Source organism: Candidatus Palauibacter sp., assembly GCF_965213655.1.
Lineage (GTDB): Bacteria > Gemmatimonadota > Gemmatimonadetes > Palauibacterales > Palauibacteraceae > Palauibacter.
In genome coordinates this window covers 935,366-957,018 of record NZ_CBDBZT010000003.1, presented here as the reverse complement: position 1 = coordinate 957,018, position 21,653 = coordinate 935,366, and the positions used below count along the sequence as shown (strand labels likewise).

Annotated in this window: 25 protein-coding genes and 1 riboswitch; of the genes, 23 read left to right on the top strand and 2 right to left on the bottom strand. The window is 68.4% G+C overall.

Annotation, left to right across the window (positions count from 1 at the left end; all coding sequences use genetic code 11):
* The first annotated feature begins 1 nt into the window (after position 1).
* The 23 genes from purM to selB all read left to right on the top strand — a co-directional run bounded on the left by purM (position 2) and on the right by selB (position 20,796).
* Complete coding sequence (gene purM / locus ACOOGH_RS06505) at positions 2–1,027, top strand: phosphoribosylformylglycinamidine cyclo-ligase (protein WP_420448148.1); 1,026 nt, start codon at positions 2–4, stop codon at positions 1,025–1,027.
* A complete protein-coding gene (gene ribD, locus ACOOGH_RS06500) occupies positions 1,024–2,184 on the top strand; it encodes a bifunctional diaminohydroxyphosphoribosylaminopyrimidine deaminase/5-amino-6-(5-phosphoribosylamino)uracil reductase RibD (protein WP_420448147.1) in 1,161 nt (386 codons plus the stop codon). Before purM ends, ribD begins: the two co-directional genes overlap by 4 nt.
* 12 nt (positions 2,185–2,196) lie before the next feature.
* A complete protein-coding gene (locus ACOOGH_RS06495) occupies positions 2,197–2,805 on the top strand; it encodes a riboflavin synthase (protein ID WP_420448146.1) in 609 nt (202 codons plus the stop codon).
* 49 nt (positions 2,806–2,854) lie between these two features.
* Positions 2,855–4,069: a bifunctional 3,4-dihydroxy-2-butanone-4-phosphate synthase/GTP cyclohydrolase II gene (locus tag ACOOGH_RS06490; protein WP_420448145.1), complete on the top strand. Its 1,215-nt coding sequence runs from the start codon at positions 2,855–2,857 to the stop codon at positions 4,067–4,069.
* A gap of 56 nt (positions 4,070–4,125) precedes the next feature.
* Positions 4,126–4,590, top strand: a complete 465-nt coding sequence (gene ribH / locus ACOOGH_RS06485; RefSeq protein ID WP_420450078.1) for a 6,7-dimethyl-8-ribityllumazine synthase — start codon at positions 4,126–4,128, stop codon at positions 4,588–4,590.
* Complete coding sequence (gene nusB / locus ACOOGH_RS06480; protein WP_420448144.1) at positions 4,587–5,021, top strand: transcription antitermination factor NusB; 435 nt, start codon at positions 4,587–4,589, stop codon at positions 5,019–5,021. Before ribH ends, nusB begins: the two co-directional genes overlap by 4 nt.
* Before the next feature lie 8 nt (positions 5,022–5,029).
* Positions 5,030–6,187: a glycosyltransferase family 4 protein gene (locus ACOOGH_RS06475; protein WP_420448143.1), complete on the top strand. Its 1,158-nt coding sequence runs from the start codon at positions 5,030–5,032 to the stop codon at positions 6,185–6,187.
* The gene (locus ACOOGH_RS06470; protein WP_420448142.1) at positions 6,162–6,509 is read left to right on the top strand and encodes an HPF/RaiA family ribosome-associated protein; all 348 of its coding nucleotides are present in this window, start codon (positions 6,162–6,164) and stop codon (positions 6,507–6,509) included. Before ACOOGH_RS06475 ends, ACOOGH_RS06470 begins: the two co-directional genes overlap by 26 nt.
* A complete protein-coding gene (gene hprK, locus ACOOGH_RS06465) occupies positions 6,506–7,462 on the top strand; it encodes an HPr(Ser) kinase/phosphatase (RefSeq protein WP_420448141.1) in 957 nt (318 codons plus the stop codon). Before ACOOGH_RS06470 ends, hprK begins: the two co-directional genes overlap by 4 nt.
* A complete protein-coding gene (locus tag ACOOGH_RS06460) occupies positions 7,452–7,853 on the top strand; it encodes a PTS sugar transporter subunit IIA (protein WP_420448140.1) in 402 nt (133 codons plus the stop codon). Before hprK ends, ACOOGH_RS06460 begins: the two co-directional genes overlap by 11 nt.
* 9 nt (positions 7,854–7,862) lie before the next feature.
* Positions 7,863–8,342 carry a PTS sugar transporter subunit IIB gene (locus ACOOGH_RS06455; RefSeq protein ID WP_420448139.1) on the top strand — a complete coding sequence of 160 codons (480 nt, stop codon included), beginning with the start codon at positions 7,863–7,865 and terminating at the stop codon, positions 8,340–8,342.
* A complete protein-coding gene (locus ACOOGH_RS06450) occupies positions 8,339–9,037 on the top strand; it encodes a PTS sugar transporter subunit IIC (protein ID WP_420448138.1) in 699 nt (232 codons plus the stop codon). Before ACOOGH_RS06455 ends, ACOOGH_RS06450 begins: the two co-directional genes overlap by 4 nt.
* Entirely contained in the window at positions 9,034–9,762 is a 729-nt protein-coding gene (locus tag ACOOGH_RS06445) for a PTS system mannose/fructose/sorbose family transporter subunit IID (protein WP_420448137.1), read from the top strand. Before ACOOGH_RS06450 ends, ACOOGH_RS06445 begins: the two co-directional genes overlap by 4 nt.
* A gap of 22 nt (positions 9,763–9,784) precedes the next feature.
* A complete protein-coding gene (locus tag ACOOGH_RS06440) occupies positions 9,785–10,150 on the top strand; it encodes an HPr family phosphocarrier protein (RefSeq protein ID WP_420450077.1) in 366 nt (121 codons plus the stop codon).
* On the top strand, positions 10,147–11,895 hold the full coding sequence (gene ptsP / locus ACOOGH_RS06435; RefSeq protein WP_420448136.1) for a phosphoenolpyruvate--protein phosphotransferase: 1,749 nt from the start codon (positions 10,147–10,149) through the stop codon (positions 11,893–11,895). The genes ACOOGH_RS06440 and ptsP overlap by 4 nt, the downstream gene beginning before the upstream one ends.
* A 97-nt stretch (positions 11,896–11,992) precedes the next feature.
* Complete coding sequence (gene metK, locus ACOOGH_RS06430) at positions 11,993–13,144, top strand: methionine adenosyltransferase (RefSeq protein ID WP_420450076.1); 1,152 nt, start codon at positions 11,993–11,995, stop codon at positions 13,142–13,144.
* A gap of 36 nt (positions 13,145–13,180) precedes the next feature.
* Positions 13,181–13,720: a bifunctional nuclease family protein gene (locus tag ACOOGH_RS06425; RefSeq protein WP_420448135.1), complete on the top strand. Its 540-nt coding sequence runs from the start codon at positions 13,181–13,183 to the stop codon at positions 13,718–13,720.
* Between the two features lie 28 nt (positions 13,721–13,748).
* A riboswitch (cobalamin riboswitch) is annotated at positions 13,749–13,917 on the top strand.
* Positions 13,918–14,017: 100 nt separating this feature from the next.
* A complete protein-coding gene (locus ACOOGH_RS06420; RefSeq protein ID WP_420448134.1) occupies positions 14,018–14,950 on the top strand; it encodes an ABC transporter substrate-binding protein in 933 nt (310 codons plus the stop codon).
* Positions 14,947–15,936, top strand: coding sequence for a FecCD family ABC transporter permease (locus ACOOGH_RS06415; protein ID WP_420448133.1), 990 nt, complete (start codon positions 14,947–14,949; stop codon positions 15,934–15,936). Before ACOOGH_RS06420 ends, ACOOGH_RS06415 begins: the two co-directional genes overlap by 4 nt.
* Entirely contained in the window at positions 15,929–16,753 is an 825-nt protein-coding gene (locus ACOOGH_RS06410; RefSeq protein WP_420448132.1) for an ABC transporter ATP-binding protein, read from the top strand. Before ACOOGH_RS06415 ends, ACOOGH_RS06410 begins: the two co-directional genes overlap by 8 nt.
* A gap of 211 nt (positions 16,754–16,964) precedes the next feature.
* Positions 16,965–18,101 carry a hypothetical protein gene (locus tag ACOOGH_RS06405; protein WP_420448131.1) on the top strand — a complete coding sequence of 379 codons (1,137 nt, stop codon included), beginning with the start codon at positions 16,965–16,967 and terminating at the stop codon, positions 18,099–18,101.
* 24 nt (positions 18,102–18,125) lie between these two features.
* Entirely contained in the window at positions 18,126–18,866 is a 741-nt protein-coding gene (gene recO / locus ACOOGH_RS06400) for a DNA repair protein RecO (RefSeq protein ID WP_420448130.1), read from the top strand.
* A gap of 31 nt (positions 18,867–18,897) precedes the next feature.
* Positions 18,898–20,796: a selenocysteine-specific translation elongation factor gene (selB, locus tag ACOOGH_RS06395; RefSeq protein WP_420448129.1), complete on the top strand. Its 1,899-nt coding sequence runs from the start codon at positions 18,898–18,900 to the stop codon at positions 20,794–20,796.
* A 35-nt stretch (positions 20,797–20,831) separates the two neighbouring features.
* On the opposite strand, the gene ACOOGH_RS06390 is transcribed toward selB, so the two are convergent.
* Both ACOOGH_RS06390 and ACOOGH_RS06385 read right to left on the bottom strand, forming a co-directional pair.
* Positions 20,832–21,188: a hypothetical protein gene (locus ACOOGH_RS06390; RefSeq protein WP_420448128.1), complete on the bottom strand. Its 357-nt coding sequence runs from the start codon at positions 21,186–21,188 to the stop codon at positions 20,832–20,834.
* Positions 21,188–21,640, bottom strand: coding sequence for a PTS sugar transporter subunit IIA (locus ACOOGH_RS06385; protein ID WP_420448127.1), 453 nt, complete (start codon positions 21,638–21,640; stop codon positions 21,188–21,190). The genes ACOOGH_RS06390 and ACOOGH_RS06385 overlap by 1 nt, the downstream gene beginning before the upstream one ends.
* Positions 21,641–21,653 lie beyond the last annotated feature (13 nt).

Sequence of the window (21,653 nt, the reverse complement as noted above, 5' to 3'; positions counted from 1 at the left end):
CATGAACGGCGGATTGACGTACCGTGACGCGGGCGTGGACCTCGAGGCGGCCCGCGCGACGAAAGCCCGGCTCTCCGAGCTGGTGCGCGGGACCCGGACGGATGCCGTGAGTTCGGACTTCGGTTCGTTCGGAGGACGGTTCCGGGCGACGCCGGGGCGGGAACTCGTGGCGAGCGCCGACGGGGTGGGGACGAAGCTGAAGATCGCCTTCATGGCCGACCGGCACGACACGGTGGGCGCCGACCTCGTGAACCACTGTGTCAACGACATCCTCGTCGAGGGCGCCCGGCCTCTGATCTTCATGGACTATGTCGCTTGCGGCGTGCTGAACCCGGACACAGTGACGAGCGTCGTCTCCGGCCTCGCCGCGGCGTGCCGCGCGAACGGCTGCGCGCTGCTCGGGGGCGAGACCGCGGAGATGCCGGATTTTTACGCGCCGGGGGAGTATGACCTCGCGGGGTTCGTCGTCGGCGAAATCGCCTACCCGAAGCTGGCCCGCCGGGAACTGGCGCCGGGCGACCGTCTCATCGGACTCGCGTCGAGCGGCATCCACACGAACGGGTACAGCTTCGTCCGCGCGCTCTTCCTCGGTCGCCTCGGACTCGGGGCGCACGACCCCTTCCCGGGGGCCGAGGTTTCCGTGTCGGACATCCTCCTGCGTCCTCATCGCAGCTACCTGTCGATCCTCGAGCGCAGCCTCGAGGCAGGTCGCGTGCGAGCGCTCGCGCACATCACCGGGGGCGGAATCCCGGGCAACGTGGATCGCGTCATCGGCGGGGATCTCGATGCCGTGGTGCGCTCCGACAGTTGGCCGCGCCCGCACGAGTTCGACGTCATCGCGCGGGAGAGCGGGGCGGACGAGGCGGAACTTTTCGCCACCTTCAACATGGGCGTCGGGATGATCGCGGTCGTGCGCGAGGCGGATACCGGGAAGGTGCTGGAGGAGATTCGCGGTGCGGGCTGCGAGGCCTTCATCTGCGGCGAACTCATCGCGGGAGGTGGCAAGGTGCACCTGGAGAGCGCATGACGCCGAGGGGATTCGATCCCATCACCGGGGCGCCGCCGAGCCGCACCGAAGATCTTCGGCATATGCGCGAGGCGCTCGCCGTGGCGCCGCGCGGGCAGGGTCGCGTATCGCCCAATCCGCTCGTGGGCGCCGTCGTGGCCCGGGGGAACCAGGTCTTCGGCACCGGCTGGCACGCGGAATACGGCAGCGATCATGCGGAGGTCGTGGCGCTGCGGGAGGCGGGGCCGCGCGCGGTGGGCGCCACCCTCTACGTCACCCTCGAGCCCTGCCGCCATACCGGACAGACGCCACCGTGTACGGCGGCCATCATCCGCTCCGGCGTGCGGCGCGTCGTCATCGCCTGTCGCGATCCGAATCCGGAAGCGCGCCACGGGGCCGAGGAGTTGCGGCAGGCGGGACTGGATGTCGAACTCGGCATCGAGGCGAACGCCGCGAAACGGCTGAATGCGCCGTTCCTCTGGTTTCACCGCCAGTGGGTGCCCTTCGCGTCGCTCAAACTGGCGCTCTCCCTCGACGCGAAGCTCGGAGAGGAGAGCGTTCGGACTCCGGTGACGGGCATACGGGCGCTGGACGAGGTCCATCGTCTCCGCTCCTGCCACGATGCGATTCTGCTCGGTTCCAACACCATCGAGATCGATGATCCTCTGCTCACGGCCCGGGGCGAGGTGGTGCCGCGCGTGCCGCCGGTGCGGGCAGTCCTGGATACCCGGCTCCGCCTCAGTCCTTCGAGTCAAATCGTACGTACGGTGGCTCAGGCGCCGGTGTGGGCCTTTGCGGACCCCGATTCGGAAGGATTCAATGAACGCGCCGGCCCGCTCCGCGATGCGGGCGTGGAGGTTGTCGAGGTCCCGCGGAACGACGACCACAGGCTGAGCCTGACCGCCGTATGGAACGAACTGGCCATTCGGGGAGTGCTGTCGGTGCTCGTCGAGGGCGGGGGACAGGTCGCCGCATCGATGCTTCGCGGCGGACACATCCAGATGATCCATGCCTTCATTGCCCCCATGTTCTACGGGCGGGGCGGCGTGCCGGCCTTTCCGGGCCTCGACCCCTCAACGCCGGGAGACTGGCTGCCGGTCCAGCGAAAATCGCTGGGACAGGACACGCACATCGTGTTCGAGCACCGCCAGCTCCAGGAAACCCTCGACAGTCTCTGAGCGGGCGACGCCGTGTTCACTGGAATCATACAGGCGGTCGGCGAGGTGGCGGGCCGCGAACGCCGGCCCACCGGACTCCGGCTCACCATCACTCGGGTTCCGTTCCTCGAACGGCTGCGGGCGGGGGATTCGGTCTCGCTCGCGGGCGTGTGCACGACGATCGTGGATCTCGGGGACGAGACGTTTGATGTGGACGTGGTCGAGGCTACACTGGAACGGACGACAATCGAGAGCTGGCGGCCCGGGGATCCCGTGAACCTCGAGCCGGCGCTGCGCGCGGGAGAACCTCTGGGCGGGCACATGGTGCAGGGACACATCGATGGCGTGGGAACCGTGGCCGGGGTCCGATGGGAAGACGAGTCGGGCGTGCTCGAGGTCGGACTTCCCGACGACCTCGAGAGGGTGACTGTGCCGCAGGGCTCGTTCGCGGTCGACGGCGTGAGTCTCACGGTCAACCGCCTGACAGGGACCATCGCGCGTTTCGCCATCATCCCGTATACATGGAGCCATACCACCCTGGGGCGCCTCGTGCCCGGCGCGCGGGTCAACCTGGAGGCGGACCTGATCGGCAAGCACGTCGCTCGCGCCCTCCGGCCGTACGCGGTCCCCGCGGACTCCTGAGCTGGCTCCCGTACGAATGGAAACCGAGAAGAGACTCCGGCTGACGAACATGCCCACAGATACGGTGGAATCGGCGATCGAACGCATCCGCGGCGGCGGGCTCGTGATCATCGCGGACGACGAGGATCGCGAGAACGAAGGGGATCTGGTCTGCGCGGCCGCCCTCGCGACGCCCGAGACGATCAACTTCATGGCGATGCATGCGCGGGGCCTCATCTGCCTCACGATGCCCGACGAGATGGCCGATCGCCTCGATCTTCCGCTGATGACGGACGACCGGCTGGCGGATCCCAACAAGACGGCGTTCACCGTCTCGATCGATGCCCGTCAGGACTTCGGTGTGTCGACCGGGATATCCGCTCAGGACCGCGCGCGGACCATCCGCGTCGCCGTGGACCCCCAGACACGACCGACGGACCTGATGCGTCCGGGCCACATCTTTCCGCTCCGTGCCCGGCCCGGGGGTGTGCTGCAGCGCGTCGGCCAGACGGAGGCCTCGGTTGACCTCGCCCGGCTGGCCGGACTCACGCCGGCGGGCGTGATCTGCGAGATCCTGAACGAGGACGGGACGATGGCGCGCCGCCCCCAACTCGAGGAGTTTGCGGCGGAGCACGACCTCCCCTTCATCACGGTGGCGGCGCTCGTCTCCTACCGGCTGCGCACGGAGAGTCTCGTGCGGCGCGTCGCCGAGGCCGATCTCCCCACGCCGTGGGGCGATTTTCGCATTGTCGGGTACGCGAACGAAGTCGACGGGCGCGAACACGTCGCACTTGTGCGCGGCGATGTGGCAGGCGTCCAGGATGTCCTCGTCCGCGTTCACTCGCGCTGCCTGACCGGAGATGTCTTCCACTCCCACCGCTGCGACTGCGGTAGCCAGCTCGAGGCCGCCATGCGGTTGGTCGTCGAAGCCGGGACCGGGGTCATCGTCTACCTCGATCAGGAAGGGCGGGGGATCGGACTCCTCAACAAGCTCCGCGCCTACGAGCTGCAGGACGAGGGGCACGACACGGTCGAAGCGAACGAAGCGCTGGGTTTTCCGGCCGATCTGCGCAACTACGGCATCGGGGCTCAGATGCTCGCCGATCTCGGGCTGCATTCGATCCGGATCATGACGAACAACCCGAAGAAACTCACGGGGCTGGAGGGGTTCGGCCTGGTGATCAGCGACCGCGTCCCGCTCGAGCTCGGCGAGATCGATGATCGTCTGACCCGCTATCTTCGTACGAAGCGCGAGAAGCTGGGACACCTGACCGGATCGGCGTGAGAAGCACTTCGGACACCCCCCCCGACGACGGCTCGGAAGTGTTCCGGCAGGGGCGCGTGACGGTGTATGAGGGCGCGACCGCAGCGGACGGCCGGACGGTCTGCATTCTCGTCAGCCGGTTCAACGCCCGAGTCACCGAACGTCTTCTGGAAGGTGCCGTGCGGACGCTCCTCGAATGCGGCGTGGGCGAGGCGGATCTCGACATCGTGTATGTCCCGGGGGCCTGGGAACTTCCGCTCGCCGCGCGGCGGGCCGCGAGGCGCGGATACGCGGCCATCGTGGCGCTGGGCTGCGTGATTCGAGGCGAAACCGCGCACTTCGACCATGTCAGCCGCGCGGCCACCGACGGACTGTCCAGGGTGCAACTCACCTCGGACGTACCGATCGGCCTCGGAGTCCTCACGCCCGACACGCTCGACCAGGCGCTCGCGCGGGCCGGAGGCGAACTCGGAAACGCCGGCACCGAAGCGGCCCGCGCGGCTCTCCGTATGGCCGATCTTCAACGGCAACTGGGGTCGTGACGCCGACCGCCCGGGTACATGTCCATTCGCGGGCGCGGAGTTGGGCGTTGAACCTCCTCTACGCGTGGGAAGCGGCCGGGGAAGGCACGCCGCTCGAGCATGCGGCTAAGAGTCTGGTGCACCGCCGCATGGCCGCACGCTACCGCCCCCATGTCCGGCGCCTGATGGAGACCGTCGAGCGCCATCTCGACGAGATCGACGGGACGATCGCCCATCACACCTCGAACTGGCGCATCGAGCGCCTGCATGTCATCGACCGCAACATCCTGCGCATCGGGATCGCGGAACTGCTCTGGTTCGAAGATGTGCCGCCCAAGGTCTCGATCCATGAAGCCCTGAAGCTGGCGCGCAAGTACGGCAGTCCGGGCAGCCCGCGCTTGCTCAACGGCGTGCTCGACGCGGTGCTGAAGGCGCGGGAGGCCGGGTCCTGAGCGATACCGTGGCGCGGCCGCTCCGGATCCTTCTCCTCAACTGGCAGGACCGGGAGAACCCGGAGGCCGGCGGTGCGGAGGTGCACCTGCATGAGATCTTCGGCCGGCTCGCTGCCCGCGGACACACGGTGCGGGGCGTCGTGAGCGGCTGGCCGGGTGCGCCCCCGTCGGCGACCCTCGATGGCATCGACTTCGAGCGCGTCGGCAACCGGTACAGTTACGCCTGGCGTGCGCGACGCGCGGCCCGGGGCGTCGTGCGCGGATTTGCCCCCGACGTGCTGGTGGAGGACATCAACAAGGTCCCGCTCTATTCGCCCCGGTGGGCCGGCGTCCCCGTCGTCGCACTCGTGCCGCACCTGTTCGGGGCCACGGCCTTCGCGGAAGCGTCCATCCCACTCGCGACGGCGGTATGGGCCGCCGAACGGGCGATCCCGAGCGTCTACGGGAGCTGTCCCTTCCATGCGATCTCGGAGAGCACGGCGCTGGACCTCACGAAGCGAGGCGTCCTTGCCCGCGACATCACGGTCATTCCGCCCGGCATCGACCACGACACCTACCGGCCGGGTTCGTCGACGGAGCGCGCGGAGGCACCGACACTGCTCTATGTCGGCCGGCTCAAGCGCTACAAGGGTATCGAGATCCTGTTCGCAGCGTTGTCACGCTTGAACCGCCGGCTGCCCGATGCGAGGCTGGTGATCGCGGGCCGCGGCAGCGATGAACGCCGCCTCCGGAAGCTCGTGCGCCACGCCGGGCTCTCGCATCGGGTACGCTTTCTGGGGTACATCTCCGAGGAGGAAAAGGTCGCCTGGCTGCGTCGGGCCTGGGCTGTGGTATATCCCTCTCCGAAGGAGGGGTGGGGAATGACGAACGTGGAGGCAGCGGCCTGCGGCACGCCCGTGATCGCGAGCGATTCGCCGGGGCTGCGGGAGTCCGTGGCGGCGGGAGAGTCGGGAGTTCTTGCGCCGCACGGGGACGCCGCAGCGTGGACTGCTTCGATCTGTGAAGTTCTGGAGGAGCCGTCGGTGCGCGAACGACTCGGCAGGGGGGGAGTCGCCCACGCCGCCCGCTTCTCGTGGTCGCGTGCAGCGGACGAGACGGAAGCGCACCTTTATCAATCACTCGAAACCCTGATGAGGGCCGATGAGAACCATCGTCACCGCGCGTAACACGGATGTCTCCCATATCCGCGAGATCATTGAGACGCGCTTTACGAACCTGACCCGCTTCGAGCCCCGCGCGTCGAAGGCCGAGGTCGTGTTCACCGGAGAGAAGATGCAGGTGCGCGCGACGGCGGTGATCAGCGTCGACCGGGCACGTCCGGTGCACGGGGAGGCGGCGGGGCCGGATCCCCGCACGGCGCTGGACCGACTCGCGGACAAGCTGGGGAACCAGCTCCGCCGTAACCATGACCGCTACAACGAGCACTCGGCACCCCCGATGGACGAACTCTTCGGGAGCCCCTTCGAAGCGGGCGACGAGGCCGAGTGACACTCACGGTCGCGTCGATGCTGCGACGCAAGCAGGAGGCGTTCTCACTCTCGGTCCTCGCCGGCGAGTCCGGCCTCGAGCGAATAATCGAGGTGCCCGAGGTCTCTTCGCCGGGGCTCGCCCTCGCCGGCTATCGAGAGCGTTTCGTCTCCCAGCGGGTCCTCATCTTCGGCGAGACCGAGGTCGCCTATCTCGACAGCCTCGACACCTCGGCACGCGCCGCCGCCCTCACCTTCGTGTTCGAGTCCGGTGTGCCCTGCGCGGTCATCACCAAGAATCAGGCAGCGCCGGAAGAACTCATCTCCGCGGCCGAGACCGCCGGCGTTGCCGTGCTCGCAACGCCCCTCAAGACCGGCGACTTCTACCGGCGGCTGCAGCCTTACCTGGAAGACGAGTTCCAGCCTCAGACTTCTCTCCACGGGTCCCTCGCGGACGTATACGGGATCGGCCTCCTCTTCACCGGGCCGTCCGGCATCGGCAAGAGCGAGTGCGTCCTCGATCTCGTGGAGCGGGGCCACCGCCTGGTCGCCGACGACCTCATCCTCGTGCACCGCCGCCAGAGCGACATCCTCCTCGGTCGCGCCCACGAGCACCAGCGCCACCACATGGAGATTCGGGGCGTGGGCATCGTCGATGTGCGCGCCATGTTCGGGATCCGGGCCGTGCGCCAGCAGAAGCGGATCGAAGTCGTCGTTGAACTCGAGGTCTGGGGAGAGCGAGACGACTACGACCGGACGGGCCTCGAGACGGAGGAGTGCGAGATTCTGGGCGTGACATTGCCGAAGGTCCGCATCCCCCTGAACCCCGGAAAGAACCTCACCGTCATCGCCGAAGTCGTGGCCATGAACCATCTCCTGCGCTATTCCGGAGAGGATCCGGCGGCGGCCTTCGAGCGGGACCTCATCGAACGCATGCGGCCCGTGCGGGACTACCTCGAGTCCGATGACGAATGATCTCGTTCGCGGCGTCGTAGTGGCTCACGCGGAGCTGGCGCACGCCCTCGTGTCCGCCGTCGAGACCGTCAGCGGCGTCACAGGCACCCTGCGCGCCGTCGACAACCAGGGTCTGGGGCCCGACGAACTGGCCGAGGCGATCGGAGAGGCGGCGGGCGGCGCGAGAGCCATCCTGTTCGCGGATCTGGCGGGCGGCAGCTGCGCCCTGGCCAGCCTTCGGCATCTGCGAACGAGCCGGGACTGCGCGTGCATCACGGGAGTCAACCTCCCGATGCTGCTCGACTTCGTCTTCCACCGCGAGATGCCGATCGAGGCACTCGTGCCGCGTCTTCTTCGGAAGGGACAGTCCGGGCAGCGCGCGCACGCGCCCCCCGCGGCCGGGACCGACTGAGCGAGACGCATGCCCCTCGAACTCCTGCGGATCGACGAACGTCTGATCCACGGCCAGGTGCTCGTTGGGTGGGGAAGCCCTCTCGACCTCGACTTCTACATCGTAGTTGACGAAGCCCTCGCCTCCAGCGAGTGGGAGCAGGAACTCTGGGCCAGCGCGCTCGCCGACGAAGAGAGTGCGGAGTTCGTGGGAGTGGACGAGGCGGCCCGGCGTTTCGGGGAGCTGGACAGTCGGGAGGGGCGGGGTGCGCTCCTGACGCGGGATACGGCGACGATGCGGGCGCTGGCGGAGCGCGGCTGCCTCGATGGGCGTTCTGTGAATGTCGGTGGCTTGTATGCCGCGAAAGGGCGGAAGAGGATCCTCGACTATGTGCACCTTTCACCGGAGGAGATCGGCGACCTGCGCGTGATCGGTGAACGGGCCGCCGTGTGCGCCCGGAGCCTCCCGACGGCGCCCGAAGTGCGCATCGACGCGTCGAGGCTCGGATGATCGGGATCGAGCTGTCGGCGGGCGGCTGGGTGCTTGCCTGTCTGTTCGGAGCGCTCGTCGGCCTGGATGGGGTTTCGTGGCCGCAGGCCATGTGGTCCCGGCCCATCGTGGCGGGCACGCTGGGGGGGACGCTCTTCGGCGCTCCCGCCGAGGGCTGTCTGGCAGGGATCTGGCTGGAACTCGTCCTGTCGCGGCATCCGCCCTTCGGGGGCGCGCGGCACCCGGAGACCGGACCCGCAGCCTTTACGGCGGGTGCGGCATACGCGGTCGCCGGCAGCGGCGTCCCGGTTGGAATCGCCGCGGCGGTCGCCGTGGGCTGGGCGATCGGCTGGACGGGCACGTACTCGGTCACCCTTCTCAGGCGCCTGACGCCGCACCTCGTTTCGCGTCCCGATGGCTTCCGCGGGGGAGCGGCCGCTCTCTCGCGGCGCCACAGGCTGGCTGTGGCACTGGACGGGCTCCGCGCGGGCCTTCTCGTCGGAGCGCTGCTCGTGCCGTCCGTGCTCTTCGTCCGTTTCGTGTCGACTCAGGTCCCCGGCGGTGCCGGCCTCGCGTGGTGGCCCGTCCTGGCGGGGCTCGGCCTTGCCGGATCCGCCGGCGTCGCCGCCCGCGGCCTCGGCGCTCGCGTCCGCCACTGGCCAGCGCTGGCGGCAGGGGGGCTGCTCGGAATCTTCCTGGCGAGAGTGTTGGCATGAGACCACGCACAAAAGACTTCGCACGTGCGATCTTACGCAGTTTCTCAGTCCAGGGTTCGTGGAACTACAGGACGATGACGGGCCCCGGGCTGGCGCACGCGCTCACGCCCCTCCTGGACCGCATCCACAACGACGATCCCGCCACCCTGCGGGAAGCCATTCAGCGTCACTCCCGAGCCTTCAACGCCCATCCGTACCTGACTCCCGTGGCGATCGGGGCGCTCGCGCGCCTCGAGTTCGATGGAGAGGACCCTGACACGCAGTTACGCTTCCGGGCCGCTCTCCGCGCTCCCCTCGGAGCGCTGGGAGATGGGGTCGCGTGGGCCGGATGGCGGCCCTTCTGCGCGTCCGCGGCGGCGATCGGTTTCCTGCTCGGACTCGACCCCGTCGTTGCCGCCGGGGCCTTCCTGGTCGTGTACAACGCGGGCCACCTCGCTCTTCGTATCTGGGGACTGCAGTGCGGCTGGAGGTCGGGCCGCGCCGTGGCTTCGGCCTTGAAGCGGGCTCCGCTGCGGCGGATGGAGCGAGGCTTCGTGCTGGCAAACCAGGTGCTCCTGGGGATCCTTTCCGCGCTTCTCATCGCACCGCTCCTGGCAGGCATGCCGGCGACGTGGACCGCAGGTGGGGCAGTCATCGTGGCTCTGATGGGTTACTTTAGCCCCAGATATATCTCGGCGGTCGCCATGGCGAGCCTGCTTGCCGCGTGCGCGGTGTGGCTCCTGTGAGCGTCCGGACAGGCGGAGCAGCCTGCCGCGGCGCAATGCCCGACGCCGATCGTTCGCTCGACCGGAGCGGAAGGTTCCTGTTAAGACGCAACACGAAGCAGCGGTACGTATTCAGAACCGGCTGGGATTGCACGCCCGCCCGGCCGCGGAGTTCGTTAAGCTGGCGAGCCGGTTCCAGGCCGAGGTCTGGGTCGAGAAGGATGAGATGGAAGTGAACGGGAAGAGCATCATGGGCGTGATGATGCTCGCCGCGGAGGCCGGCGCCTCCATCCGAATTCGGGCCATGGGGTCCGACGCGGCAATCGCCGTCGATTCTCTCATTGACCTCGTCCAGTCCGGGTTCAGCGAGGAACTCGTGCCGGATATCGGGGAGGACGGGGCCAGGTGAGCGAGGTCATCCACGGCATCGGAGCCTCGCCGGGGCGTGCCCTGGGCGCCGTGCGGCGGCTCGCGCGTCACGCGTGGCGACCGGAGCACCGAACGATTCCGGCCGAGGTCGTCGAGCGTGAAGTCGCGCGCCTCGAGGAAGCGCTGGCCTGGGCCGCCGACCGCATCCGCGACACGCGCGAACAGGCGGCTCGGTCGCTGGGCGACGTGGAAGCACACATCTTCGACCCGCAGATCCTCATTCTCTCGGACCCGGATCTCGTCGCGGGAACGATCCGCTACATCCGCGAGAACTTTCTCTCTGCGGAGCGTGCCTTCGATTGGCGGCTGACCGAACTTCGCACGGCGATCATCGATGCGGGACACCTCATGGTCGTCGACCGCCTCGCGGATCTGCGTGACATTCGGTCCCGCGTGCTCGCCAGACTCGCGGGGCTCAGCGAAGATCCGCTCGCCTTTCCGGAAGAGCCGGGGCTCATCGCCATCGACGACCTCACACCGAGCCTCGCGGTTCGCCTCGACCCGGAACTCGTCCTCGGCGTGGCGAGTGGATCCGGGTCCAGAACCTCGCACAGCACGCTGGTGGCGCGCTCCCTGGGCATTCCTGCCGTCGTCGGACTCGGCAGCGATCTCGCGAAGATCGAAGATGGGATGATTGTTCTCCTCGATGGAGGAAACGGCCGCGTCCTGATCGAGCCGGCGGAAGCCGAGAGATCGGCACACCTTCACATGGTCCGCCGCCTTGCGGGGACTCGCGGCGCCGACCCTGCTCGAGAACCCACCCCCCTGTTCACGGCGGATGGAGTCCGCGTCCACCTCCGCGCGAACATCGATCAGCCGCACGACGTTCCGGCGGCACGGCGCGTGGGCGCCGAGGGCGTCGGGCTCTTCAGGTCCGAATTCCTCGTCATTGGACGGAGAGTGATTCCAAGCGAGGAGGAACAGTACGAAGCCTATCGAGAGGTCGTGGACGGGTTTCCGAACCAGCCCGTGACGCTCCGGACGTTCGATATCGGCGGCGACAAGTTCCCGCTCTTTCTCGACCTTCCTCCGGAGGAAAACCCGTATCTGGGCTGGCGCGCCATCCGTGTCTGCCTCGACCGGCCGCAACTCTTCCGCAACCAGTTGCGTGCGGCGATCCGAGCGGGAGGGCTGGAGGCCCGGATGCGGATTCTCGTCCCCTTCGTCATCTGCGAGACGGAGATCCTGCGCACGAAGGAAATCGTGGCGGAAGTCCGTGAGGAACTCGGGCAGACGGAACCCGCTGCCTTCGGCGTCATGGTGGAGACGCCCGCGCTCGCGGACACGCTTGATCTGGTGGGGCGGCATCTGGATTTCATCAGCCTCGGCACGAACGATCTGACGCAGTACTCGCTCGCCGTGGACCGCGGCAACGCCAGGCTCCAGCACCTCTCGAACCCTCTCCATCCGGCGCTCCTGCGCAGCTACGAGCGCATCTACAACACGGCCAGCGCGCTCGACCTCGAGATCGGCGTCTGCGGAGATTTGGCCGCGGAACCGATGGGGCTCGCCCTCCTCCTCGCCCTCGGCTATCGGGATTTCAGTCTCGCACCCACCTCCATCCCCGAGGTGCGGGAACTCGTGGGGCTGGTCTCGGTGACGGAGTTATCGGAACTCTGGACCCGCGCCAGCCGGGATGGGGACCGGTCCGGGATGCTGCGGGAACTTCGAGCGCAGGTCGAGGACGCGATCCCGGTGGAGCCGTCGCCTGTGTACATGTCCTGACATCGCGGCGGCGACGTTGCCTCCGTACGGTTCGGCGGCCACTATCTTGGCCGCTACGCCTCAAGCGGCGCTCCGCTGCGAACCTTCAAGTGGGAGAATCAGCCTGGTGAAGGGCATACAATCGTTTTCCTCGGAGTCCGTAACCGAGGGGCACCCCGACAAGATCGCAGATCAGATCTCGGACGCCGTACTCGACAGGATCCTCGCCGAAGACGACCGGGGCCGGGTCGCGTGCGAGACGCTCGTGACTACGGGACTCGTCCTCGTGACGGGCGAGATCACGACTTCCGCCCGGATTGACATCGCGGCCATCGCCCGGGAAGTGCTGCGCGATATCGGCTATACGCGCGCGGAGCACGGGATCCGGTGGGACACGTGCAGCGTACTCACCGCCATCGATGAACAGTCGACGGACATCGGCCAGGGCGTGGATGTCGGTGGCGCCGGGGATCAGGGGATGATGTTCGGATACGCGACCGATGAGACGCCGGAGTTGATGCCCCGTCCCATCATGCTCGCCCATGCGCTCGTGAAGCGCCTGACCGATGTGCGCCGCTCCGGACGCATCGCTTGGCTGCGGCCGGACGGGAAGTCACAGGTCTCGGTCGAGTACCGGGACGGGGAGCCGACGCGGATCGGCACCGTGGTCGTCTCGGCCCAGCACGATGGCGACATCGCGCAGGAGGACATCGAAGCGGCGATCAGGGAAGAGGTCATCGGGCCCGTGCTGCCGGAGGAGTTGTACGACGAGGACGCGGCGCAGTGCCACATCAACCCCACCGGCCGCTTCGAGATCGGCGGGCCGCAGGGTGACGCGGGTCTCACCGGGCGGAAGATCATCGTGGACACCTACGGCGGCGTGGGACGGCACGGCGGCGGCGCCTTCTCGGGCAAGGATCCGTCGAAGGTCGATCGCTCTGCGGCTTACGCGGCGCGCTGGATCGCCAAGAACCTCGTGGCGGCGGAGCTCGCGCGGCGGGCCGAAGTCCAGCTCGCCTACGCCATCGGGGTCGATGAGCCGGTCAGCGTGATGGTGAACACCTTCGGTACAGGGCGCCGGCCGGACGACGAAATCGCCCGCCGGGTGACGGATGTCTTCGATCTTCGGCCGCGTGCGATCATCGAGCGGCTCGGACTCCGGAAACCGATCTACCGCCGGACGGCCGCCTACGGGCACTTCGGCCGCGAACCTGAAGGCGATGGGTTCACCTGGGAGCAAACCGATCGGATCGATGCCCTCGCCGGATAGCCGCCGCTGCCACGGGAGCCTCCGGGGAGTACCGAAGTGACGGAGCCCGGGATGAGGGAGGTCGCCGTGGCCAGCCTCGGGCTCGACAAGACCACGGGCGCCCCCGTCGTCATTCTCAAGGAGACGGACGGCGAGCGTTTCCTTCCGATCTGGATCGGCCCCGGCGAAGCTTCGGCGATCGCCATGGAACTCGCCGGAGTCCAGTTCACGCGACCCCTCACGCACGATCTCTTCAACGCCGTCGTGCGCGGTCTGGGCAGCAGCTTCGTGCGCGTATTGATCACGAAGGTCGTCGACAACACCTACTACGCGTCGCTCGTGTTTCGTCGAGAGAGCGAGTTCATCTCCATCGACGCCCGCCCCAGCGACAGCATCGCGCTCGCCCTCCGCGCGAAGGTCCCGATCCATGCCGCGGAAAGTCTCCTTGAAGCGAGCGCGTTCGAGATAGAGGAGACCGGGGTCGAGGAGGAAGAAGCGCTGCCTCCCGAAACGGGGCCGTCCCGGGCCCCCGAGGAGCCGCTGAGCGATTATCTCAAGGGGCTGGACCCCGAAGACTTCGGCCGCTTCGAACCCTGACCGCCGGGCGCGCCACGGTGGCCGCGGTTTGTTGCGCGTCGCGGATGGTGGCCCTCATCTTGGCGGAGACGCGCGGACATGGAGGGGGCAAACGGAAGCCGGTGAGAATCCGGCGCGGCCCCGCCACTGTGAGAGGCCCGACCGGACGGACGATAAGGCCTCGAGCCAGGAGACGTGCTCCTCCATGCCCCCAGCAGCCCATTGCTGCCAACACATGCTCTTCGCGGGAAGAGCGGGGTCCTCCGTCGCGCCGGTTGCATGGCGCGCTCCCCCGTTCGGACTGGAAGCGGGGGATGGATGTTTCAAGACAGGACGCGCCCGCTCGCCGTTGTCGCCATGGCGCTCGTCTCGGCATGCGGTGCACCCGGGACGGAGGGCGGGAATCGAGACGACGCCCCGGGTGGCCCGGCTGCGGTGTCCGACCCGCAAAGGATCGTCTCACTCATTCCGACGGTGACGGAGACTCTCTTCGATCTCGGGGCGGGTGACCGGCTCGTGGGCCGCACTCGATGGGGCGTCTACCCGCCCGCCGCGCGTCGGATAGCAGATGTGGGTGACGGGGTCCGGCCATCCCTGGAGGCCGTGCTGGCGAGGGAACCCGATCTCGTGATCCTCTACGATGGGGAAGCGAACCGCGAGAGCCGGGAGAGGCTGGAGCGCCTCGGCGTGCCGACACTCGCCCTTCGACACGACACCCTGGAGGATCTCCGCCGCAACGTCCTGCGCCTCGGCGAGATCGTGGGCTGTCCGGACGGAGGGAGGGCGCTCGCCGACCGGATCGCACGAGGACTCGATGCGGTCTCGCGCGCAACGGAAGGCCGCCCGCCGATCCGAGTCTACTACGACGCCTGGGCGGATCCGCCCATGACGATCGGGGGCGGCAGCTTCATCAACGCACTGCTCACCATCGCCGGCGGGATCAATGTGTTCGGCGACCTCGGCCCGGCGGCGCCACGGGTGAGTCTCGAGGCCATCATCGACCGCGACCCGGAACGGATCCTCGTTTCGGTGGCCCGGGATGCCCTCCACCGGCCTCCGGACCTGGCGACGCGCCACGGGTGGGAACGGATCCCCGCGGTCGCGGCCGGCCGGATCTCCTCGCTGGATCGGGATATCGTGAGCCGGCTGGGTCCGCGCGTGGCAGAGGCGGCGTGGTCCATTGCGGAGACGTTGCACGGGGAACTCCCGGCGCCCGCCCCGGAACCCGCCGTGGTTGGCTGTACGCCGTGAGCCGCTCCGCTCGTGGTGCGCTGCTTCTCCTGCTGCTCCTTGCTGTCGCAGTCGCGGCGGGCCTCCTGCTGGGTGCGGCGAACGTCGCCCCGGTGGCGGTGTGGCGGGCGCTCACCGGCCAGGAAGTGGATCCGTCCGCACGGACGATCGTCCTCTCGCTTCGCCTGCCCCGTGTCACCGCGGCCGCCCTCACGGGAATCGCGCTCACGATCTCCGGCACGTTGTTCCAGGCTCTGCTCCGGAATCCGCTTGCGGAACCCTATCTCCTAGGCGTTTCCTCGGGGGCGGCGCTGGGCGCGGTCCTCGCGCTCACCGCATTCGGAGGCGTCCTGGGCTACCTCGGCACGGTCGGCTTCGCCCTCGTGGGTGGCCTGATCGCCATCGCGATCGTATTTCGCGTCGCGCTCGCCGTGGGGCGCCTCGACACGCATGTCCTGATCCTCGCCGGAGTCGTAGTGGCGGCGTTCTTCGGGGCCGGCGTGATGCTCCTTCTCTCGCTTGCGGAACCGGACGCTACCCGGGCCGCGATCCTGTGGACGATGGGCAGCCTCGAGCGGGCCGGATGGGAGTCCACGCTCGCCCTCGGGTTCGCAGCCACGGCGGGCGGCGCCGTGGCGTTCGCGCTCTCGCGCCACCTGAACGCCCTCGCTCTGGGGGAGGAAGCGGCCGCCTATCTGGGAGCCCGGGTAGAGTTGGTCCGGCGCAGCGCCTACTTCATCGCTTCACTGCTCGCTGCCGTGGCGGTGAGTACCGCGGGGGTCATCGGTTTCGTGGGCCTCGTCATACCGCATGGCGCGCGCATGATCTGGGGTAGCGATCACCGGCGTCTGCTGCCCCTCGGCGCCCTCGGGGGCGCAGTTGCTCTCGTCCTCGCGGACACCGTCGCCCGGGTCGTCCTCCGGCCGCTCGAACTTCCGGTCGGCGTCGTGACGGCGCTCCTGGGGGTGCCGCTCTTCCTGGTGCTCCTGAGGCGGAGCCATGCCTGATTCCGACGGCAGGCGCGGAGAGGCCGCGACGTACTGCCTCGAGGACGTCACGTTCCGCTACCCGTCCGCCTCCAATCCGGCCCTCGAGGGTCTATCTCTCGAATTCGGAATGGCCACATTCACGGCGGTCATCGGCCCGAACGGGGCGGGGAAGAGCACGCTCGTGCGCCTGCTGGGAGGCATTCTCGAACCGTCCGGGGGGTCGGTGAGTCTCGACGGACGGCCGCTCCCCTCCTGGGACCGGTCGGCCCTCGCCCGACGTACGGCCGTCGTATCGCAGGACGCTCCGCCCGAGGCCCTTCGAGTGAGCCTCCAGGGTTACGTCGAACTTGGCCGAAACCCGTACGTGAGTCCGTGGGCGCCACTCACCATCCGGGATCGGGAGGTGACCGAGGGCGCGCTGGCGTGGGCCGACCTCCGGCACCTCGCGGATCGGCGGCTCGCCGAACTGTCGGGCGGCGAGCGCCAGCGCGCCAAGCTGGCCCGGGCGATCGCACAGGAACCCGGCGTCCTGATCCTGGACGAACCGTCCGCTCACCTCGATTTCCGGCACGCACTCTGGATTTTCGATGCGCTCCGCGAGCGCGTGCACGAGCGAGCCCTCACCGTCATCTGCGCTACGCACGACATGCAGCTGGCGAGCCGCTACGCGGACCGCATGATCCTGTTGGCGGCGGGAGAGGCGGTAGCGGCGGGCCCACCCGGCGAAGTGCTCGCATCGCCCGCTCTGGCCGCGGCCTATGGCTGTGAAGTCCGGGTCGAATTTCTGGGAGACCTGGGCCACTCCGTGCTTCCCGTCCGCGCCCGTCCGCGGTAGGTGCGAACCCGCGCTTCGTCGCCGATACAGGCTCCTGAAACGTTACCTTGGGCAGAGGCTCGCCGGACCCGGATGGCGGCAGGGCACCTGCTTGCCGTCGCCGCCCCCGGAACGGAGCTTGCCGGGAGCCCCCGAACCGGCGCGGCGGTTACCTACGCCCGGGCGGCGAATGGCCGCGGGCCGGACAGGCTGGGCACCACAGGAGAAGATCATGCGGAGACGTTGCCGAATACAGATCGGAGCGCTGGCGGTCCTGCTTGCCGGGTGCGGCGATTCGAACGGGACGGGACCGGACGGTGACGGCGTCGTACGTCCGGACCGGTCGGAGTTCGCCATTCTCAACTCCATTTCGGGGACGCTGCAGCAGTTCAACCGGATCGATGGCGAGATCGTCCCCTTCGGGCGCGACATCCAGCTGGGGGCCGGCTTCAGCGGCGAGACGGCCGATTTCATCCAGGATCTGTGGGTTACGGCGTGGGACACCCCGGAAGGCAGCAAGGTGCTCTTCGGATCCTTCTCCACCGACGAACAGACCATGGCCGTCTTCCCGAACGACGCCATCGCGGACCCCAGTAAGCCCACAGTGATCTTCGATGCGGGCGGTACCGTGGGTGCGCTGATCCCTTCCCGGGCGCTGGATGCGGTGTATGTGGCCTTCCCCGGTACCCCGATGGCCCAGATCACCGTCGAGGAGGTGGGCACGTTCGTGCAGAGGGCGATCCCGGCGGGGCAGTTCATCGTCTCCGTCGATGGGAACCTCGACGACGAGGCCGACGAACGAGAGCCCCTCGGCCCTCCGCGCATCGTGCTCCACGACTTCTTCAGCGGGAGCTACTTCGACGAGTTGAGGCTCCCGGAGGGCATCGTCGGGGCCACCGAGGCCATCGTGCTTGAAGACAACATGGTCCTGCTGGCCGGCGGGGTGGATCCCGCGACATCCGCTCCGCTCGGGGAGGGGAACCTCGTCGAGATCGACATGTCGGCCCGCACCGTACAGGACGTGAACACGCTCGGCGGATACGGCGTCTCGATGGAGGCCGGGCGGAACGGGCTCCTCTACGTCGTGCGCACCAAGGGCCTCGAGACGACCGAGACCGACGTACTGACCTTCAGCTTCGCGGTTCGCTCCTTCATGAACGGCCCGGAGAACCCCATACAGCCGCGGGACCGCGATGGCTCGAATCTGAGTTGTCGGGTCGCGGCCGCATTCCTGGACGGCCAGATGCTCTGCGCCACCTACGTGACCGCGGGCCAGGGACGCCTCGTTCTCCTGACGGCGGAGGGCGAGTTCATCGACGAGACGCCGATCGGGGCGGGAGCGACCGATATCCTTCTTCGTCCCAGCTGACCGGACTCGGGGCCGGGGAGCCGGGTGGGACTCGTAACGACCCGGGCGGTGGTCCTCCAGACGTACCGGTACAGCGAAACCAGCAAGATCCTGCGCCTGATGACGTGGGATCTCGGCCCCTGTTCCGCGCTCGCCCGCGGCGCCCTGCGCCCCCGAAGCCGCTTCGGCGGCCTTCTGGAACCCTTCGTGGAGGGGGAGGCGACGTTCTACAGCCGGGAGGGGCGTGACTTGCACACGCTCTCCGGCTTCGAACTTCGCCGGGACCGGCGGGGACTCGACCGCTCGATCGAACTCTTCACGATCGCTTCCGTCCTCTGCGAACTCGTGATGCGCCTCGCCCCGGAGCACGACGACCCGGCGCTCTACCGTGCGTTGACCGAGGGTCTCGATGGACTCCACGCCAGAGTCCGGGAGAAGGCCCCGGCCGGCCTGGAGTATGTCTGGGGAGTGGTCAACGCCCTGGGCTTCCGGCCGGAGGTGGAACGTTGTGTGAGCTGCCGTCGTGCCATCGGGGTGAACCGGGCGCGCTTCGACTTCGAGGCTGGCGGGCTTCGCTGCGGCTCGTGCGGCCCGGCTGGGCCCAAGCTGGATCCGGAGGAGGTCGACACCCTTCGAACCCTCGTGTCCGGCGGCCCGGCGGACGGGAGACGAGCCAACGGGCGCCAGGCCCGCTGGGCGGCCGAGTTCATCCGGCACCATGTGGCGGAGGGCGCACAGCTGAAATCTCTGCCCTTCCTGAGCCGGCTGGGCCGACCGGGCTCGTGAACGGCCTGTGAGCGCGGCTGCGCGGGACGGCGTGAGCCATCGGCAAGGGATCCTGATCGGGACCGCCGGCCACGTGGACCACGGCAAGACGGCGCTCGTGCGGGCGTTGACCGGAGTCGAGACGGACCGCTGGCTGGAGGAGCGCAAGCGGGGGCTTACGATAGACCTGGGCTTCGCGCGACTGGACCTTGATCCCGACCTCGAGACGGGGATCGTCGATGTCCCGGGGCACGAGGATTTCCTGAAGAACATGCTCGCGGGGGCCACGGGCATCGATGTTCTTCTCCTCGTCGTGGCGGCGGACGAGGGCCCGATGCCGCAGACCCTGGAGCACCTCGCGATAGCGGATCTCCTGAACGTGCGGCGGGGCGTCGTGGCGCTCACGAAGAGCGACCGGGTGGACGAGGAATGGCTTGAACTCGCGACCGAAACGACCCGGGAGTTGCTCGACGGGGAGCCGAGCAGGACTTCATGGGAGATCGTGCCGGTCTCCGCGCTGACGGGCGATGGGCTGGAACCGCTCAGGGAGGCGCTCCGGAAGTCGTTAGCGGGAATCCGCGCGGGCAGCGATGATGACCGCTTCCGGCTCCCGGTCGACCGGTCCTTCTCGATCCGGGGCACGGGGACGGTGGTGACCGGCACCGTATGGAGCGGATCCATCAGCACAGGGGACACCGTGCGCGTCTTCCCCGGGGGGGACTCGGCCCGCGTACGCGCACTCCAGGTACATGAGGATCCTCGTCCCCGGGTCACGGCGGGGCGCCGGTGTGCCGCCGCGCTCGTCGGCGTCGCGCCGGCCGCGGTCGAGCGGGGCAGCGTACTCGTCGACACGCCGGAGTGGGAGCCGAGCGAGCGTCTCGGGGTTCGGCTGCGGGCGCTCCCGAGCCGCGACCGGCCTCTACGTCACGGACAGCGCCTCAGGGTCTACCTCGGAACGCGGGAAGTCATGGCCCGGCTGCAGACCCCGGATCGGCAGCCTGTCACTCCCGGGGCGACCGCATGGGCCGTGCTCGGCCTGGAGGCACCGCTTCTTGCACGCACGCGGGACCGGGCCGTCCTCCGCTTCTACTCGCCGGTGACCACCATCGGCGGCGTCCGGGTAGTGGAGCTCAACCCGCCGCCCGACTGGCCATCACGGACGGAAGCCTGGGAACGGATCCTGAATGGCCCGCCGGCGGAGGCGATCGCCGCGGCCGTCGCCCTGGAGGGGCTGCGGGGGCTCCCGATCGCGACAGCACCCATCCGCCTGGGACGGCGGAGCTTCACCCTGGAGACCGCTGCCGAAGAGGCCGGTTGCGTACGCATAGGCGCCCGGTGGTTTGCCGCCGATGCGGCGGCGCGGGCCATGGAGGCCGTGGAGAAAAGCATGAAGCGCCTTCATGCCGCGGATCGCCGCGCCCCCGGCGTATCGAAAGAAGCCGTGCGTTCCGCCCTGGCTCCGGTTTGCGACCTCGATCTGGCGGAGACCGCCGTGCGTCAACTCCTCGCCGAGCGCCGCCTCCTCGAGAGCGGGCCGCAGCTCGCTCTTCCGGGTCATGTGCCTCGCCTGACGCCGGAGGAGGAGCAGGCACGCACGCGACTCGCGGCGACAATCGAGGCCGCCGGACTGCAGCCGCCCCTCGTCGCGGAACTCGGGAGGACGTTACGCCTGGACCGTGCGGTACTCGACGATCTCCTGCGGCTGCTCCAGGAATCGGGCACGACGAAGGCGGTCACACCCGAACTGCACGTCGCGGCCGCGGCTCTGGAAGCCATGGAGTCGCGGGTACGGGAACTTCTCGCCGATGGCGAGCCGGCCGCCCCCGCGCGGTTCAAGGAGGCGTTCGGGCTCTCCCGAAAGTATCTGATCCCGCTCCTCGAACGTCTCGATCGGGAAGGCGTTACCCGGAGAACCACGGAGGGTAGAGTCCTGACCCGCCCGTCCGGCTGAAAGCTCGGCCCGGGCGGACGAAACTCAGCCTGGGGTCAGCGGACGTGGTACAGGAAACAGCCGCAGTACTCGCACGATTCGACGCGAAGGTTGCGATCCGCCTCCGAGGCGCGAGCCGTGGAGACAGCCACGAAACAGCCGTAGCAGATGCCGTTGATGACCGACGCGACGACCCTTGGGGCCTTGTCGGCGATGCGGCGGTATCGGTCCTTGATGCCGGGCGCCAGCTTCTGCTCCAGCTCTTCGACCTTTTCGTCGAGCGACTGGATCGCGTCCTCGATCTTGATGTCGAAGACCTCCGTCTCCAGGTCCGTGAGCGTGCCGTCCGTCAGACCCCGGCGCTGCATGCGCAGGTCCTGGATCTCGAGCAGGAGTTCGAGCTGCTGGTCCATTACAGGTCCTTCGCCTCGATCAACTCGATGAACTCCCGCGGACTGGAGAGTTCCGCGAGCGCTTCCGGCACGTCGGCTTCCTTGCCGAACTGCGCGATCTTTCCGAGCACCGGAAGATACTGATTCGATACCTCGAGAGGCGGCGCGACGATGAGAAAGACGTACCGAACGGGTTTCTCATCGATCGCCTTGAAGTCGAGACCGGAGAGCTTTCGGCCGAACGCGACTCTCAAGCGGGTCACGACGAGCGAACGGCAATGGGGAATCGCGATGCCGCGCCCGATGCCGGTCGAACCGAGGTTCTCCCGCCGCTTCAACATCTTGTAGAGGATTCCTTCGGACTTTCCATCGAGGCCCAGACACGACACAAGTTCCTTCAGGGCCTCATCCTTCGTCTCGGCCGCCAGATCGAGATTGATGGCGGACGGAGCGAACAATTCACGAAGCTGCACTTGGATTTATGTC

Coding starts and splice junctions, on each gene's coding strand:
- purM (WP_420448148.1), top strand. CDS start 2: ATGAACGGCGGATTGACGTACCGTGACGCGGGCGTGGACCTCGAGGCG.
- ACOOGH_RS06445 (WP_420448137.1), top strand. CDS start 9,034: ATGAGACCACGCACAAAAGACTTCGCACGTGCGATCTTACGCAGTTTC.
- ACOOGH_RS06470 (WP_420448142.1), top strand. CDS start 6,162: ATGAGAACCATCGTCACCGCGCGTAACACGGATGTCTCCCATATCCGC.
- ACOOGH_RS06455 (WP_420448139.1), top strand. CDS start 7,863: ATGCCCCTCGAACTCCTGCGGATCGACGAACGTCTGATCCACGGCCAG.
- ACOOGH_RS06420 (WP_420448134.1), top strand. CDS start 14,018: ATGTTTCAAGACAGGACGCGCCCGCTCGCCGTTGTCGCCATGGCGCTC.
- ACOOGH_RS06410 (WP_420448132.1), top strand. CDS start 15,929: ATGCCTGATTCCGACGGCAGGCGCGGAGAGGCCGCGACGTACTGCCTC.
- ACOOGH_RS06405 (WP_420448131.1), top strand. CDS start 16,965: ATGCGGAGACGTTGCCGAATACAGATCGGAGCGCTGGCGGTCCTGCTT.
- ACOOGH_RS06490 (WP_420448145.1), top strand. CDS start 2,855: ATGCCCACAGATACGGTGGAATCGGCGATCGAACGCATCCGCGGCGGC.
- ribD (WP_420448147.1), top strand. CDS start 1,024: ATGACGCCGAGGGGATTCGATCCCATCACCGGGGCGCCGCCGAGCCGC.
- ACOOGH_RS06460 (WP_420448140.1), top strand. CDS start 7,452: ATGACGAATGATCTCGTTCGCGGCGTCGTAGTGGCTCACGCGGAGCTG.
- ACOOGH_RS06390 (WP_420448128.1), bottom strand. CDS start 21,188: ATGGACCAGCAGCTCGAACTCCTGCTCGAGATCCAGGACCTGCGCATG.
- ACOOGH_RS06450 (WP_420448138.1), top strand. CDS start 8,339: ATGATCGGGATCGAGCTGTCGGCGGGCGGCTGGGTGCTTGCCTGTCTG.